Consider the following 15,019-nt stretch of genomic DNA (forward strand, 5'->3'; position numbering starts at 1 on the left):
GCGGCGGGGAGGCTGCATGACGGATCAAGGGCTGACTGTTGCGCGCCTTCACATGAGAAAGGCAGCGCTATGAAGATTTCCAGCAAGGTTTTTGTGGTCACCGGCGGTGGTTCCGGTCTTGGCGCGGCTGTCACGCGCATGCTGGCTGAGGCTGGCGCCCGCATCGTTATCGCCGACATCAACCAGGACGCAGGTGCGCAGACCGCTGCAAGTCTCGGGGCAAGCGCCCGGTTTGTCCGCACCGATGTCACCAGCGAGCCGGACGCTCAGGCCGCCATCAACACTGCGCTTGAAACATTCGGCCATCTCCATGGCCTGGTGAATTGTGCTGGCGTCGCACCGGGTGAAAAAGTTCTCGGTCGCGACGGCCCGCATCGTCTTGAGAGTTTTGCGCAGGCGATCGGTATCAATCTGGTCGGCACATTCAACATGATCCGGCTTGCCGCTTCCGCCATCCAGGCACAGGAACCGGACAGCGAAGGCGAGCGCGGCGTCATCGTCAACACCGCTTCGGTTGCCGCGTTCGACGGCCAGATCGGTCAGGCTGCCTATTCCGCCTCCAAGGGCGGCGTCGTCGGCATGACCCTGCCGATTGCGCGCGAACTCGCCCGCTACGGCATCCGCGTCGTCACCATCGCGCCGGGCATTTTCGAGACGCCGATGATGGCCGGCATGCCGCCCGAGACGCAGGAAGCGCTTGGAAAGAGCGTACCGTTTCCGCCACGTCTTGGCCGTCCGGCTGAATTTGCCGCTTTGGTGCGCCACATCTGTGAGAACACCATGCTGAATGGCGAGGTCATCCGTCTGGATGGCGCGCTGCGCATGGGGCCGCGCTGAGCGGCTTGGGAGGTTTGAAATGACAGCACATGATCCAATCGTCATTGTCGGCTCGGCCCGTACCGCCATGGGCGGATTTCAGGGTGATCTGCAGGGCGCCACCGCGCCGGACCTCGGGGCTGCGTCTATCCGCGCTGCATTGGAACGCAGTGGTCTGGCATCGGCGCTGGTGGATGAAGTCGTGTTCGGCTGCGTGCTCCCGGCGGGACAAGGGCAGGCACCGGCTCGTCAGGCGGCCATCGGCGCGGGCCTTCCATTTGCAACCGGCGCCAGCACCGTCAACAAGATGTGCGGCTCCGGCATGAAGGCGGCCATGCTGGCGCATGATCTTATCCTGGCTGGCAGCGCCAATATTGCCGTCGCCGGCGGCATGGAAAGCATGAGCAATGCGCCCTATCTGCTGGATCGGGCCCGCGGCGGTTACCGGCTCGGTCATGGCCGCGTCATCGACCACATGTTCCTCGACGGGCTGGAGGATGCCTATGACAAGGGACGGCTGATGGGCACGTTTGCCGAAGATTGTGCCGAGGCCTACCAGTTCACCCGCCCCGCCCAGGACGATTTTGCCGTGACCTCTCTCACCCGTGCTCAAAAGGCAATTCAGGAGGGGGCGTTCGATGCCGAGATCACGCCGGTCACCGTGAAGACCGGTAAGACGGAACAGGTCGTCAGCCGCGATGAGCAACCGGGCAAGGCGAAACTTGAAAAAATCCCGACGCTGAAACCTGCCTTCCGCGAAAACGGCACGGTGACGGCGGCGAATGCCAGCTCGATTTCCGATGGCGCTGCAGCACTGGTGCTGATGCGCCGCTCCGAAGCCGACCGCCGGGGACTGGCGCCGCTTGCAACGATCACCGGCCATGCCACCCATGCGCAGGCACCCAATCTGTTTGCCACAGCGCCGATCGGCGCGCTGAAGAAACTCAGCGAACGCACCGGATGGGCCTTGAAGGATGTCGATCTGTTCGAGATCAATGAGGCCTTCGCCGTGGTCGCGATGGCTGCGATGCGCGATCTCGACCTGCCGCATGACAAGGTCAATGTGCATGGCGGCGCCTGCGCGCTCGGCCATCCCATCGGCGCGTCCGGCGCCCGCGTCATCGTCACATTGCTGGCGGCGCTTGAGCGCTACGATCTGAAGCGCGGCATGGCCTCGCTCTGCATCGGCGGCGGCGAGGCGACGGCGATCGCGGTCGAGCGGCATTGAGCGGAACGGGGAGGAGAGTAAAACATGATCCTGTCTGAACAGCAGATCCAGATTCGCGACATGGCCCGCGATTTCGCCCGCGAGCGGCTGGCACCGGGCGCTGCCGAACGCGACGTGTCGCACGCGTTTCCGAAAGGCGAACTGAAGGAGATGGGTGAGCTCGGCTTCCTCGGCATGCTGGTGCCGGAGGCCTATGGCGGCTCGGAGACCGGAACCGTTGCCTATGCGGTCGCGCTCGAGGAAATTGCGGCCGGTGACGGTCCTTGCTCGACGATCATGAGCGTGCACAGTTCGGTCGGTTGTGTGCCGATCCTGAAATTCGGCACGGAAGAGCAGAAGCAGCGTTTCCTGCCGAGACTGGCTTCCGGTGAATGGATCGGCGGCTTTGCTCTGACGGAACCACAGGCAGGGTCCGACGCCTCCAACTTGCGCACCCGGGCCCGCCGCGATGGCGACGACTATGTGCTCGACGGCGCCAAGCAGTTCATCACCTCCGGCAAGAACGGCAATGTCATCATCGTCTTCGCCGTTACCGATCCCGATGCCGGCAAGAAAGGCATCACGGCCTTCATTGTGCCGACAGACACGCCCGGCTATGAGGTCGTTCGCGTCGAACACAAGCTCGGCCTGCATTCTTCCGACACCTGCCAGATCGCTTTCAGCAATATGCGCATTCCCGCAGATCTGCGGCTCGGTGCCGAGGGCGAGGGTTACAAGATTGCACTCGCCAATCTCGAAGGTGGCCGCATCGGCATCGCTTCTCAATCCGTCGGTATGGCGCGTGCGGCCTTCGAGGCCGCCCGCGATTATGCCCGCGAGCGCATCGCCTTCGGCAAGCCGATCATCGAGCACCAGGCCGTCGCCTTCCGACTTGCCGATATGGCGACACAGATTGCCGCTGCGCGGCAAATGGTGCTGCATGCGGCCGAGCTGAAGGAAGCCGGCGAGCCCTGCCTGACGGAAGCCTCGATGGCCAAGTTGTTTGCCTCGGAAATGGCGGAAAAGGTCTGCTCGGACGCGATCCAGATCCATGGCGGCTACGGTTACATGTCGGATTATCCGGTCGAGCGTATCTATCGCGACGTCCGCATTTGCCAGATCTATGAAGGTACAAGCGACGTGCAACGCATCGTCATTGCACGTAGTCTATAAGACAATGCGCCCCGCTTCCGGGAGGAGACTGGAAGGTAAGGGCAAAAATAGGAGGAAGAGCACGGCATGACCGAGTTCCCGCAACTGAGTCTGCATGTTCCTGAACCGGCCGTCCGGCCCGGCGGCATGCCGGATTTTTCCAATGTCGATATCGCCAAGGCCGGCTCCGTGCCTCGCCCTGCAGTCGATGCCGCATCCGAAGATATTCGCGATCTCGCCTATTCGATCATTCGTGTGCTGAACCGCGAGGGCGAAGCAGTCGGCCCCTGGGCTGGATTACTGTCGGATGAGGAATTGCTGACCGGCCTCAGGCACATGATGAAGCTTAGGGCCTTCGATGCGCGGATGCTGATGGCGCAGCGGCAGGGCAAGACGTCTTTCTACATGCAGCATCTCGGCGAGGAAGCCGTCAGCTGCGCCTTCCGCAAAGCGCTGAAGAAGGGCGACATGAATTTTCCGACCTATCGCCAGGCCGGTCTGCTGATTGCCGACGATTATCCGATGGTCGAGATGATGAACCAGATCTTCTCCAACGAGAAGGATCCGCTGCGCGGGCGCCAGCTGCCGATCATGTATTCCTCCAAGGAACACGGCTTTTTCACGATCTCCGGCAATCTCGCCACGCAATATGTCCAGGCTGTCGGTTGGGCGATGGCGTCTGCCATCAAGAACGACACCAAGATCGCCGCTGCCTGGATCGGCGATGGCTCGACGGCGGAATCGGATTTCCATTCGGCGCTGGTCTTCGCCTCGACCTACAAGGCGCCTGTTATCCTCAATATCGTCAACAACCAGTGGGCCATTTCCACTTTCCAGGGCATTGCCCGCGGCGGCTCCGGCACGTTTGCCGCGCGTGGCCTGGGTTTCGGCATCCCCGCCCTGCGGGTCGATGGCAACGACTATCTCGCGGTCTACGCCGTTTCCCTCTGGGCGACCGAGCGCGCCCGGCGCAATCTCGGTCCGACGCTCATCGAATATGTGACCTACCGGGTCGGGGGGCATTCCTCCTCCGACGACCCGAGCGCTTATCGCCCGAAGACCGAGTCCGAGGCCTGGCCGCTCGGCGATCCCGTCCTGCGTTTGAAGAAGCACCTGATCGTTCGCGGCGTCTGGTCCGAAGAACGGCATGTACAGGCGGAAGCAGAAATCCTCGACGAGGTCATTCAGGCGCAGAAGGAAGCCGAAACCCACGGCACCCTGCATGCGGGTGGAAAACCGTCTGTGCGCGATATCTTCGAAGGCGTCTATGCCGAGATGCCGCCCCATATTCGCCGTCAGCGGCAGAAGGCAGGATACTGACATGGCCAGAATGACGATGATCGAGGCGGTGCGTAGCGCCATGGACGTCTCGATGGAACGTGATGACGATGTGGTGGTGTTTGGCGAGGATGTCGGCTATTTCGGTGGCGTCTTCCGCTGTACCCAGGGGCTTCAGGCGAAATACGGCAAGACCCGCTGCTTCGACGCTCCCATCAGCGAAAGCGGCATCGTCGGCACGGCGATCGGCATGGCGGCCTATGGCCTGAAGCCCTGCGTCGAAATCCAGTTCGCCGACTACATGTACCCGGCCTACGACCAGATCACCCAGGAAGCCGCCCGCATCCGCTACCGCTCAAACGGCGACTTCACTTGCCCGATCGTGCTGCGCATGCCAACCGGCGGCGGCATTTTTGGCGGGCAGACGCACAGCCAGAGCCCGGAAGCGCTGTTTACTCATGTCTGCGGCCTGAAAGTCGTTGTGCCCTCAAACCCTTATGATGCCAAGGGCCTGCTGATCGCCTCGATCGAAGACCCCGACCCGGTGATGTTCCTCGAGCCGAAGCGCCTCTACAACGGCCCGTTCGACGGCCATCACGACAGGCCGGTCACACCATGGTCCAAACACGAGCTCGGCGAGGTTCCGGAGGGACATTACAGTATCCCGATCGGCAAGGCCGAAATCCGCAGGCAGGGTTCTGCGGTCACCGTGATCGCCTATGGCACGATGGTGCATGTGGCGCTGGCGGCCGTCGAGGAAATGGGCATCGATGCCGAAGTGATCGACCTTCGCAGCCTGCTGCCGCTTGATCTCGATACGATCGTGCAGTCAGTCACCAAGACGGGCCGCTGCGTCGTCGTCCATGAGGCGACTCTGACCTCCGGCTATGGCGCAGAACTGACCGCTCTGGTGCAGGAGCATTGCTTCTACCATCTGGAAGCCCCGGTCGTGCGCGTCACCGGTTGGGACACGCCCTATCCGCATGCGCAGGAATGGGATTATTTCCCCGGACCCGGCCGCGTCGGACGCGCGCTTGCCGAAGTGATGGAGGCGTGACCATGGGTGAATTCATCATCAAGATGCCGGATGTCGGCGAAGGTGTAGCGGAAGCCGAGCTTGTCGAATGGCATTGCAAGGTCGGCGATCCCATCCGCGAGGACATGATCCTGGCCGCGGTCATGACCGATAAGGCGACGGTCGAAATCCCGTCGCCGGTTACCGGTACTGTTCTCTGGCTGGGTGCGGAGATCGGTGACACCGTTGCCGTCAAGGCGCCGCTAGTCCGCATTCAGGTCGCGGGCGAGGGCGGCGAGGTGGAGGCCGTTCCGATGGCGGAAACGGTAACGATTACTCCCTCTTCTCCCCAGCGGGGAGAAGGCGCCCGAAGGGCGGATGAGGGGGACGCTTTGCCCTCTATTCGCCAGCCAGCCCCCTCATCCGGCCCTGCGGGTCTCCCTGCTGGGGAGAAGGGAAGCCGCACTGCCCCCGATACGCTCGCCAAGCCGCTCGCTTCGCCTGCCGTCCGTCTTCGGGCACAGGACGGCGGCATCGACCTCAGGCAGGTGATCGGCACTGGTCCGGCCGGACGCATCACCCACGACGACCTCGACCAATTCCTTGCCCGTGGTGCGCAACCGCAACCAGCACCGACCGGTCTTGCCAAAAAGACCGCCGTCGAGGAGATCAAGGTCACCGGCCTGCGCCGCCGCATTTCTGAAAAGATGGTGCTGGCGACGTCGCGCATTCCGCATATCACCTATGTCGAGGAAATCGACGTCACCGATCTGGAAGACCTGCGGGCGACGATGAACGCCACCCGCAAGCCCGACCAGACGAAGCTGACGATCCTGCCCTTCCTGATGCGCGCGATGGTGAAGACCATTGACGAGCAGCCCGTTGTCAACGCCACCTTCGACGACGACGCGGGCATCGTCAGCCGCCACGCCGCTGTGCATATCGGCATCGCCACCCAGACGCCGGCCGGTCTCACCGTTCCCGTGGTGCGCCATACGGAAGCGCGCGGTATCTGGGATTGTGCAGCCGAAGTCGTGCGGTTGGCGGAAGCCGCCCGCACAGGATCGGCGCTGCGTGAGGAACTCTCCGGCTCGACCATCACCATCACTTCGCTCGGCGCCATGGGCGGCATCGCCACCACGCCGATCATCAATCACCCCGAAGTGGCGATCGTCGGTGTCAATAAGATCATGACCCGGCCGGTCTGGGACGGCAGCCAGTTCATCCCGCGCAAGATGATGAACCTGTCGTCCAGCTTCGACCACCGTGTGGTGGACGGCTGGGATGCGGCGACCTTCGTCCAGCGGATCAAGGCGTTGCTCGAAACTCCCGCGCTGATTTTCATTGAAAGCTGAGCCCATGAAAGAGATCGTCTGCAAACTTCTCGTCATCGGCGCCGGTCCGGGGGGCTATATTTGCGCCATCCGGGCCGGGCAGCTCGGAGTCGATACCGTCATCGTCGAAGCCGTCAAGGCCGGTGGTACCTGTCTCAATATCGGCTGCATCCCCTCCAAGGCGCTGATCCATGCGGCCGAGGAATTCGAAAAAGTCAGCCACATGGCGAGCGCCAAAAGCCCGCTCGGAATTTCCGTCGAGGCACCCAAACTCGATCTTGCCAAGACCATCGCCTGGAAGGACGGCATCGTTGGACGCCTGAACAGTGGCGTGCTGGGGCTCCTGCGCAAGGCCCGGGTCAAGATCGTCCACGGCCGGGCAAAATTCCGTGACGGCAAGACCGTCGAGGTCGAGACGGAAACGGGCGTGCAGGTCATCCGCGCCGAAACGATCGTCATCGCCACTGGTTCGGAGCCGGTGGAACTGCCATTCCTGCCCTTCGGCGGGCCGGTCATTTCTTCGACGGAAGCGCTGTCCCTGAAAACCGTGCCGCAAAAGCTGGTAGTGGTCGGTGGCGGCTATATCGGCCTTGAGCTGGGCACCGCCTTCGCCAAAATAGGGTCCAAAGTCACCGTCGTTGAAGCGACATCACAAATCCTGCCGCAATATGATGCCGAACTGGTGAAGCCCGTGGCCAAGCGGTTGGCCGATCTCGGCATCCGTGTTCTGACAGGCGCCAAGGCTAAGGGGCTTTCCGGCAGTGCGCTGCTGATCGAGACCGCCGAAGGCGCGGAAGAGCAGCTTGCCGCCGACAAGATCCTCGTCACCGTCGGCCGCAAGCCCAGGACGGAAGGCTGGGGGCTGGATGAACTCGACCTTGATCGCGCCGGAAAATTCCTGCGCATCGACGACCGCTGCCGCACCTCGATGCGTGGTGTCCATGCGATCGGCGATATCACCGGCGAGCCGATGCTGGCCCACCGCGCCATGGCGCAGGGCGAGATGGTTGCCGAAATCGTCGCCGGGAAAAAGCGCATATGGGACAAACGCTGCATTCCAGCCGTTTGCTTCACCGACCCGGAAATCGTCACTGCCGGTCTCTCACCGGATGAGGCGCGGGCGCAGGGCTACGAAATCCGCGTCGGCCAATTCCCGTTTAATGCTAATGGCCGCGCCATGACCATGCTCTCGGAAGAAGGCTTCGTTCGCATCGTCGCTCGCGCCGACAGCAACCTCGTCCTCGGCATCCAGGCCGTCGGCTCCGGTGTTTCCGAACTGTCGAGCGCGTTTGCGCTGGCCATCGAAATGGGAGCCCGCCTCGAAGACATCGCCGCGACGATCCACGCCCACCCGACACGCAGTGAAGGCTTCCAGGAAGCCGCCTTGAAAGCGCTTGGCCATGCCCTCCATATCTGACACCCGTGCGACGGAAGCCGAAACGCTGGTCGAGCGTCACGGCGCGCTCGGCCGCATCCGGCTCAATCGGCCAAAGGCGCTCAACAGCCTGACGCTGCAGATGGTGCGCGACATGGAGGTAGCACTCGACGGCTTCGAGCGCGATCTGGGCGTCGCTGCGGTGCTTGTCACGGGCGAGGGCGAACGCGGTCTCTGCGCCGGTGGCGATATCCGCGCCATCTATGACGGCGGCAAAGCCGGATCGGACGCGCCAACGACATTCTGGCGCGAAGAATACAAGCTCAACGCCCGTATCGGTCATTATCCCAAGCCTTATATCGTCGTCATGGACGGCATTGTCATGGGCGGCGGTGTCGGCATCTCCGTTTATGGCAGCCACCGGATCGTTACCGAGCGGACTCGGTTTGCCATGCCGGAAACCGGCATTGGGTTTTTTCCGGATGTGGGTGGATCATGGTTCCTGACGCGTCAGGCCGGTGAACTCGGCACCTATGTCGGCTTGACTGGCGAACCGCTGGGGGCTGCCGACGCGATCCTCGCAGGCCTTGCTGATATTTTTATCCGCTCCGAGCGGCTTCCAGAGTTGATCGAGGCTTTGGCATCATTGCCTGCTGACAGCCCGCACGAAGCCGTTTCAGCCACCACCGCAAGCTTTTCGGAGGCGCCGCCAGTAGGCGTTCTGGAAGCGCAACAACGGGTTATCGATCGTCTCTTCGCCTTTGACACGATCGAAGGCATTCTGGAGGCGCTGTGCCGGGACAACAGTCCTTTTGCTGAAAAGATTTTATCCGTTCTCTCGACAAAATCGCCGCTCAGTCTCAACGTCACGTTGCGGTTGTTGCGGCTTGGCAAACATGCCGAACGTCTGGAAGATTGCCTCGAACGGGAGTTCGCTGCGACGGCTGCGGTTCTGACCAGCCATGATTTCTACGAGGGTGTGCGGGCCGCCGTGATCGACAAGGATCGCAATCCGCAATGGCGGCCAGCGCGGCTTGCCGATGTCACCGCAGCCGATGTCGATGCCTATTTCCAGCCATCCGCGCAACCGCTGTTTGCAGACAAGATCAGGGAAGGATCACCAGCATGACGATCGGCTTTATTGGTCTCGGTCACATGGGCGGCCCGATGGCTGCCAATCTCGTCAAGGCAGGCCATGTGGTGAGGGGATTCGACCTCGCCCAGCCTCTATTGGACGAAGCGCGCAGCAAGGGCATCACCGCCTGCGCGTCGCTCGCCGAAGCGATTGCGGGCGCCGATACCGTCATCACCATGCTTCCTGCTGGTAAACACGTCCTGTCGGTCTGGCAGGAGCTTCTGACCTTGGTGCCATCCGGCACACTTTTGATCGATTGCTCGACCATCGACATCGACAGCGCCCGTGCGGCGCATGACATGGCGGCGGCAGAAGGCTGCCCCTCGCTTGATGCGCCCGTATCCGGCGGAACCGGCGGCGCCACGGCGGGCACGCTGACCTTCATGATCGGCGGCGAACGGGATGTTTTTGCGAAGTCCCAGCCAATCTTTGCGGCGATGGGCAAAAAAATCATCCATTGCGGTGGTATGGCTGCCGGACAGGCCGCGAAGATCTGCAACAACATGATCCTCGGCATCAGCATGATTGCGGTCGGCGAAGCTTTCGTGCTTGGCGAAAAACTCGGCCTCTCGCATCAGGCGCTGTTTGATGTCGCCTCGGTATCGTCAGGCCAATGCTGGTCACTGACCACCTATTGCCCAGTTCCCGGACCTGTCCCTACATCACCTGCCAACAATGACTACAAGCCGGGTTTTGCCGGTGCGCTGATGCTGAAGGATCTGAAGCTGTCGCAGGAGGCGGCGCAATCCGCAGGCGCTACCACGCCGCTTGGCGCCAAGGCCGCAGAGCTCTATGCGCTGTTCAACGAACTCGGAAATGCCGACAAGGATTTTTCCGGCATCATCAACATGCTAAGGCAACAGTCCGGCGACATCGCCTGACCAAGCCCGAAACGTCCGCAAGAGGATCACGCCAATGGAAAACCCGATCATCGTCGAACAGCAGGACCGGGTCGTCATCGTCACGCTGAACCGGCCTGCTGCCCGCAACGCGCTCAACTCCGAGATCATGAATGCTCTGGCGAGCGACCTTGCACCGCTTGATCGCGATCCCGGTGTCGGCTGTTTTGTGCTGAAGGGGTCCGACAAGGCCTTTGCGGCCGGCGCCGACATCAAGGAGATGGCTGACAAGTCGTTCCCCGACATGTTCGGCGAGGATTTCTTTGCCGCCTGGGACAAGTTTGCGTCGTTCCGCACGCCAAAAATTGCCGCCGTCTCCGGCTATGCGCTTGGCGGCGGTTGCGAGCTGGCAATGATGTGCGACATGATCTTTGCCGCCGACACGGCGATGTTCGGCCAACCCGAAATCAAGCTGGGCGTCATCCCCGGCATGGGCGGTTCGCAGCGGCTGACGAAACTGGTCGGCAAGGCGAAGGCGATGGACATGATCCTGACCGGCCGGATGATGGATGCGACCGAGGCCGAACGCTGCGGCCTCGTCGCACGTGTGCTCCCGGCGGAAAAACTGCTGGAGGAAACGCTGACGGCCGCTCAAACGATTGCGGGATACGGCAAGGCCGCCACGATGGCGGCGCGAGAAGCCGTCGACCGCGCGCTCGAAGGTGGCTTGCGCGAAGGCATCCTGTTCGAACGCCGCATTTTTCACGCGCTGTTCGCCACACAGGACCAGAAGGAAGGCATGGCGGCTTTCATTGAAAAACGGCCGGCGCAATTCCAGGGGAAGTAGAAGGCGATATGGACAAAGCCAGCCTACTGAGCGTCAAAAACAACTGAATGCCGTGTGCGCCCTCGGTTCGGCCCATCCGCGTAGCGATCTTGGAAACTGAGGTTTGGTAATTCCAATCTCCTAAATCCGCTTCGAATGGCAAACTTCTTCAAAGCTCACAGCAAGCTCAGCCCCGGAGAGCCGTGCAATATCGAAACCGGTCCGGCGAGCAATGATGCCCGCCGCACCTGTTTCTGCTACTCGGCCATCAAGCCGTCGAAAACCTCCAGCATTGCATCCGCGATGGCCTTGCCGAGTGCGGCGCCATTTTCCTGCAGGGCTTCCTCGTTCATGTCGCGGGCAGCCAGCGCTAGCGCCGCACCTTCAGCCATGACGATCTCTTGCGCGCGCTGAATTGCCCAAAGCGCAAAATCGCTTCTGCCATTGATTTCCACGGTTTCCATATCGATTTCCATTCCTGCCATCGTGCCGGGAGCCTAGCGTTTCAGCCTGACCCATCTTCCCATAGCAGGGGAGAGCAGCGTTGGGAAAGACGCTTGTAATCTTCGATGTCCGCTCCAGATTGTTGTGACTGGAATTGATGGAGGCGGTCATGACGGAGGAAGCAAAAGCGGTATTGGTCCGCATAACCGGGCATGTTCAGGGTGTCGGCTTCCGGTTCTGGACGCGGGGGCAGGCGCAAAGGCTCGGTCTGTCGGGTTGGGTCCGCAACGAAACCGATGGCACCGTGGCGGCCTTGATCTGCGGTCCAGCCGCAGCCGTTGCTGCCATGCTGGAGCGCTGCTGGACCGGCCCTTCCGGTGCATCCGTTACCGATGTCCGGTCGGAGATGACGTCGCTTGACGAGGAACCGGTAGGATTTCGCATCACGAAATAATCGGCCAAAACGGCGCGAGGAAAATCCTTCAAGCCATTGTTTTTATATAAATTTACAGAAATTTATCCGATTTGCTTTCAAAGCCGTTGGGCCGAGTCATCTAGCAGGTGCAGCAATATTTACTTGTCGATGGCGCAATGCAGCAATAAAAGGAAGTCGTATTTTTGCGGTCAGTCATAAACGGGGAACCATACACGCAGACCTTCGATTCATGAACAACAGGAGACTTCCATGTCCATTGCAGTCAACAACTTCGACACCCTTGGCCTCGGCGCAATTGCAGGCGGAACAGTTGCCTCACGCGTCAAAGCCTATCGCGAATCCGCCGGGTACAGCATTGAGGATCTCGCCGTGACCTGCGGGCTGGCGAATTCCGAGATTACAGCGATTGAAGATGGCAACGATGCCGATCCGGCCAAGTTGAGAAGAATTGCCGCCGCACTCCAGGTCTCCCTATCTGCCTTGTTGGAAACCGAAGTCTAAACCGGTTGCGCTCCCCGCCGCCTTGCGGTTAGCCTGCGGCCGGATGAGCTTTTGAAACCGTTCCAGGTGTGTTGCGCTTCAGCAACCGCCTCCCCCGGTGCGGCCGAGCAGAAACCCTAAACTCCGTCACTACTCCGAATATGTATCGACCGGTTGCTTGCCGCCAAGCGCCGGACGGGCGTCAGCCATTCATCTGCAAACGCCGGCATCGCAGGCTTGTTCTGCCCACGGTCCCGCCTCGGGCGGCCGTGATTTAATCGTGGCAGTCAGCGCGCTGATTGTCTTTTCCAGAAAATATACTGATAACGGGCTCGAACGCTGAGTCGTCTCTGCCGCCTGCCGGGCGGTTCTCTACTGCGTAAAGAGGAACTGGATAGGATTTTGACGCCGAACGCCAAGGACCGGACGCTTGAGCTCCACAATGTAAGCCGCAGTTTCGGCGCAACAGTCGCGCTTGACGACGTGTCGCTGACAATTGCGTCCGGTGAAATCATCTGCCTCGTCGGTCAATCCGGCTGCGGAAAATCGACATTGCTGCGTATGATCGCTGGGGTGGACACTGTCGATGGCGGCCGTATCCTGCTCAACGATCAGGAGATTTCTGGTCCGGCACATTTCGTCGAACCGGAAGACCGCAAGATTGGTTTCGTGTTCCAGGACTATGCACTCTTTCCGCATCTGACGGTCGAACAGAATATCCAGTTCGGCCTGAAGCGTCGCTCGAAACAGGAGGCTGCTGCCAGAACGGCCGATGTTATCGCGCATATTGGCATCGCGCATCTGAAGGGGCGATATCCGCATATGCTGTCGGGTGGAGAGCAGCAGCGTGTAGCGCTTGCCCGCGCTCTGGCTCCGCAGCCGGACATCCTGCTGATGGATGAACCGTTTTCCAACCTTGACCGTGGATTGAGGGAAAAGGTCCGCGATGAAACGCTGTCGCTTCTGAGAGGCCTTGGAACCACGGTCATTATGGTCACGCATGACCCTGAAGAAGCGCTCTCGGCGGGCGACCGGGTTGTGTTGATGAAGGCTGGCAAGATCGTTCAGGCCGGATCGGGTTACGACCTGCATGATCGGCCGGTTTCTCCTTATGCCGCCGAGTTCTTCTGCGCTTTCAATCGGATTTCCGGCGTTTATCGCAACGGACATGTTGAAACCGCGATTGGCCGGTTTGCGCAGGTGCTTGACGCACGCGACGGGACGCCGTCGATGCTCTATATCCGCCCGCAGGGAATTACGGTCTCGCGCGGTCCGGGAGATTTTTCCGGGGAAGTGAAAAATCGGACGTTCCTTGGCGAGGTCGAACAGCTTGCCATTGCCGTCAAGGGGCTGGAACAGCCGTTGCAAGTCCGCACAATGCATCGCTTGCCGTCCGGAATAGAGACGGTCGGCCTGACCGTTCTGCCAGACAGCTGGCTGGTTTTCCCGGCAGCGTAGAGGCGGGTGCTTTATCGGCATGCCTGTTTACGGTAAATTTGCCTGCGTAAACTTGACTGCTTTCATCAATTAATGCTCGACAGCTGGCATTGTTCACCTGGAGAGATTTAATGAACACGTCAAGCATCGCAAAATCCACCCTGTTTACGGCGTCATTGCTCCTCAGCACGAGCGCTGTCTCGGCTGCTGAACTCAACATCTACACGACCCGCGAGCCGGGCCTCATCCAGCCGCTGCTCGATTCTTTCACGGCCGCGACAGGCACCAAGGTCAACACGGTCTTCATGAAGGACGGTTTGGCTGAGCGCGTCGCCACCGAAGGCGCAAGCTCGCCGGCCGACATTCTGATGACCGTCGATGCCGGCAATCTCATCGATCTCGTCGAAAAGGGCATCACCCAGCCGGTCGAATCCACCGTTCTGACAGAATCGATTCCCGCGCAGCTGCGTGACGCCAGCGGCCACTGGTTCGCACTGTCGATGCGCGCCCGCGTTATCTATGCGGCGAAGGACCTCGATCTCGCATCCGTCACCTATGAAGACCTGGCGGATCCGAAGTGGAAGGGCAAGATTTGCATTCGCTCCGGCCAGCACCCGTACAACACGGCCCTGTTTGCCGATCACATCGCCCATTACGGCGCCGAAGCCACTGAAAAGTGGCTGACGGGCCTGAAGGACAACCTGGCCCGCAAGGCAGCTGGTGGCGACCGCGACGGCGCCAAGGACATTCTCGGCGGCGTTTGCGATATCGCCATTGCCAATTCCTACTATGTTGGCCTGATGCGCTCCGGCAAGGGCGGCGAAGAGCAGGCCACCTGGGCCAATGCCATCAAGGTTGTCCTGCCGACGTTCAAGGACGGCGGTACGCAGGTCAATATCAGCGGCGCGGCCGTCGCCAAGAACGCACCGAACAAGGCCGAGGCCGTCAAGCTTCTGGAATATCTCGTCTCCGACGAAGCCCAGAAGATCTACGCGGAAGCCAATTTCGAATATCCGGTCAAGACCGGTGCAACGGTCGATCCGATTATCGCCTCGTTCGGTGAACTGAAGATCGATCCGAAGCCGCTGACGGAAATCGTCAGCCATCGCAAGCAGGCGAGCGAACTGGTCGACAAGGTCGGCTTCGATAACTAAAGACAGGAAGGCGCCCGCGGTCTCGCGGGCGTCTTTTCTTCTGCCCAAGGGATGGATTTCTATCGATGATCAGCGCTGTGCGAAGCTGGCC

At 60.9% G+C, this 15,019-nt stretch carries 15 protein-coding genes; 14 read left to right on the plus strand and 1 reads right to left on the minus strand.

The genetic code is table 11. The annotated features are described in order from the left end of the window. Positions 1-69 precede the first annotated feature (69 nt). The 10 genes from ASD36_RS08990 (at position 70) to ASD36_RS09035 (ending at position 10,998) form a co-directional block, all read left to right on the plus strand. On the plus strand, positions 70-837 hold the full coding sequence (locus ASD36_RS08990; RefSeq protein WP_060508934.1) for a 3-hydroxyacyl-CoA dehydrogenase: 768 nt from the start codon (positions 70-72) through the stop codon (positions 835-837). Positions 838-856: 19 nt separating this feature from the next. Then, positions 857-2,044, plus strand: a complete 1,188-nt coding sequence (locus ASD36_RS08995; RefSeq protein WP_060508936.1) for an acetyl-CoA C-acyltransferase — start codon at positions 857-859, stop codon at positions 2,042-2,044. A 24-nt stretch (positions 2,045-2,068) separates the two neighbouring features. Then, positions 2,069-3,196 (plus strand): acyl-CoA dehydrogenase family protein, encoded by a 1,128-nt coding sequence (locus ASD36_RS09000; protein WP_060508938.1) that lies wholly within the window; start codon positions 2,069-2,071, stop codon positions 3,194-3,196. Positions 3,197-3,262: 66 nt separating this feature from the next. Beyond that, on the plus strand, positions 3,263-4,495 hold the full coding sequence (locus tag ASD36_RS09005; protein ID WP_060508940.1) for a 3-methyl-2-oxobutanoate dehydrogenase (2-methylpropanoyl-transferring) subunit alpha: 1,233 nt from the start codon (positions 3,263-3,265) through the stop codon (positions 4,493-4,495). Between the two features lies 1 nt (position 4,496). Continuing rightward, positions 4,497-5,510 carry an alpha-ketoacid dehydrogenase subunit beta gene (locus tag ASD36_RS09010; RefSeq protein WP_060508942.1) on the plus strand — a complete coding sequence of 338 codons (1,014 nt, stop codon included), beginning with the start codon at positions 4,497-4,499 and terminating at the stop codon, positions 5,508-5,510. A 2-nt stretch (positions 5,511-5,512) separates the two neighbouring features. Continuing rightward, positions 5,513-6,823: a dihydrolipoamide acetyltransferase family protein gene (locus tag ASD36_RS09015; RefSeq protein WP_060508944.1), complete on the plus strand. Its 1,311-nt coding sequence runs from the start codon at positions 5,513-5,515 to the stop codon at positions 6,821-6,823. A gap of 4 nt (positions 6,824-6,827) precedes the next feature. Beyond that, positions 6,828-8,219, plus strand: coding sequence for a dihydrolipoyl dehydrogenase (lpdA, locus tag ASD36_RS09020; protein WP_060508946.1), 1,392 nt, complete (start codon positions 6,828-6,830; stop codon positions 8,217-8,219). After that, positions 8,203-9,306, plus strand: a complete 1,104-nt coding sequence (locus ASD36_RS09025; RefSeq protein WP_060508948.1) for an enoyl-CoA hydratase/isomerase family protein — start codon at positions 8,203-8,205, stop codon at positions 9,304-9,306. Before lpdA ends, ASD36_RS09025 begins: the two co-directional genes overlap by 17 nt. Continuing rightward, complete coding sequence (gene mmsB, locus ASD36_RS09030; protein WP_060508950.1) at positions 9,303-10,193, plus strand: 3-hydroxyisobutyrate dehydrogenase; 891 nt, start codon at positions 9,303-9,305, stop codon at positions 10,191-10,193. Before ASD36_RS09025 ends, mmsB begins: the two co-directional genes overlap by 4 nt. A gap of 34 nt (positions 10,194-10,227) precedes the next feature. Further along, positions 10,228-10,998 (plus strand): enoyl-CoA hydratase, encoded by a 771-nt coding sequence (locus ASD36_RS09035; protein ID WP_060508952.1) that lies wholly within the window; start codon positions 10,228-10,230, stop codon positions 10,996-10,998. Positions 10,999-11,234: 236 nt separating this feature from the next. Here the strand turns inward: ASD36_RS09035 and ASD36_RS09040 are convergent, their stop codons facing one another. Then, positions 11,235-11,441: a hypothetical protein gene (locus ASD36_RS09040; RefSeq protein WP_037098401.1), complete on the minus strand. Its 207-nt coding sequence runs from the start codon at positions 11,439-11,441 to the stop codon at positions 11,235-11,237. 149 nt (positions 11,442-11,590) lie between these two features. On the opposite strand from ASD36_RS09040, the gene ASD36_RS09045 reads away from it, so the two are divergent. The 4 genes from ASD36_RS09045 to ASD36_RS09060 all read left to right on the plus strand — a co-directional run bounded on the left by ASD36_RS09045 (position 11,591) and on the right by ASD36_RS09060 (position 14,928). Next, entirely contained in the window at positions 11,591-11,875 is a 285-nt protein-coding gene (locus tag ASD36_RS09045) for an acylphosphatase (protein WP_060506916.1), read from the plus strand. A gap of 231 nt (positions 11,876-12,106) precedes the next feature. Then, the gene (locus ASD36_RS09050; RefSeq protein ID WP_060508954.1) at positions 12,107-12,358 is read left to right on the plus strand and encodes a helix-turn-helix transcriptional regulator; all 252 of its coding nucleotides are present in this window, start codon (positions 12,107-12,109) and stop codon (positions 12,356-12,358) included. Positions 12,359-12,739: 381 nt separating this feature from the next. Further along, positions 12,740-13,795 carry an ABC transporter ATP-binding protein gene (locus tag ASD36_RS09055; RefSeq protein ID WP_060508956.1) on the plus strand — a complete coding sequence of 352 codons (1,056 nt, stop codon included), beginning with the start codon at positions 12,740-12,742 and terminating at the stop codon, positions 13,793-13,795. A gap of 110 nt (positions 13,796-13,905) precedes the next feature. Continuing rightward, positions 13,906-14,928 (plus strand): Fe(3+) ABC transporter substrate-binding protein, encoded by a 1,023-nt coding sequence (locus ASD36_RS09060; RefSeq protein ID WP_060508958.1) that lies wholly within the window; start codon positions 13,906-13,908, stop codon positions 14,926-14,928. The last annotated feature ends 91 nt before the right edge of the window (positions 14,929-15,019 follow it).

This window comes from Rhizobium sp. Root1334 (assembly GCF_001426665.1).
GTDB lineage: Bacteria > Pseudomonadota > Alphaproteobacteria > Rhizobiales > Rhizobiaceae > Pararhizobium.

What these genes read in the sequence shown, in the direction of transcription:
- ASD36_RS08990 (WP_060508934.1), top strand. Translation starts at nt 70, where the DNA reads ATGAAGATTTCCAGCAAGGTTTTTGTGGTCACCGGCGGTGGTTCCGGT.
- ASD36_RS08995 (WP_060508936.1), top strand. Translation starts at nt 857, where the DNA reads ATGACAGCACATGATCCAATCGTCATTGTCGGCTCGGCCCGTACCGCC.
- ASD36_RS09000 (WP_060508938.1), top strand. Translation starts at nt 2,069, where the DNA reads ATGATCCTGTCTGAACAGCAGATCCAGATTCGCGACATGGCCCGCGAT.
- ASD36_RS09005 (WP_060508940.1), top strand. Translation starts at nt 3,263, where the DNA reads ATGACCGAGTTCCCGCAACTGAGTCTGCATGTTCCTGAACCGGCCGTC.
- ASD36_RS09010 (WP_060508942.1), top strand. Translation starts at nt 4,497, where the DNA reads ATGGCCAGAATGACGATGATCGAGGCGGTGCGTAGCGCCATGGACGTC.
- ASD36_RS09015 (WP_060508944.1), top strand. Translation starts at nt 5,513, where the DNA reads ATGGGTGAATTCATCATCAAGATGCCGGATGTCGGCGAAGGTGTAGCG.
- lpdA (WP_060508946.1), top strand. Translation starts at nt 6,828, where the DNA reads ATGAAAGAGATCGTCTGCAAACTTCTCGTCATCGGCGCCGGTCCGGGG.
- ASD36_RS09025 (WP_060508948.1), top strand. Translation starts at nt 8,203, where the DNA reads ATGCCCTCCATATCTGACACCCGTGCGACGGAAGCCGAAACGCTGGTC.
- mmsB (WP_060508950.1), top strand. Translation starts at nt 9,303, where the DNA reads ATGACGATCGGCTTTATTGGTCTCGGTCACATGGGCGGCCCGATGGCT.
- ASD36_RS09035 (WP_060508952.1), top strand. Translation starts at nt 10,228, where the DNA reads ATGGAAAACCCGATCATCGTCGAACAGCAGGACCGGGTCGTCATCGTC.
- ASD36_RS09040 (WP_037098401.1), bottom strand. Translation starts at nt 11,441, where the DNA reads ATGGAAACCGTGGAAATCAATGGCAGAAGCGATTTTGCGCTTTGGGCA.
- ASD36_RS09045 (WP_060506916.1), top strand. Translation starts at nt 11,591, where the DNA reads ATGACGGAGGAAGCAAAAGCGGTATTGGTCCGCATAACCGGGCATGTT.
- ASD36_RS09050 (WP_060508954.1), top strand. Translation starts at nt 12,107, where the DNA reads ATGTCCATTGCAGTCAACAACTTCGACACCCTTGGCCTCGGCGCAATT.
- ASD36_RS09060 (WP_060508958.1), top strand. Translation starts at nt 13,906, where the DNA reads ATGAACACGTCAAGCATCGCAAAATCCACCCTGTTTACGGCGTCATTG.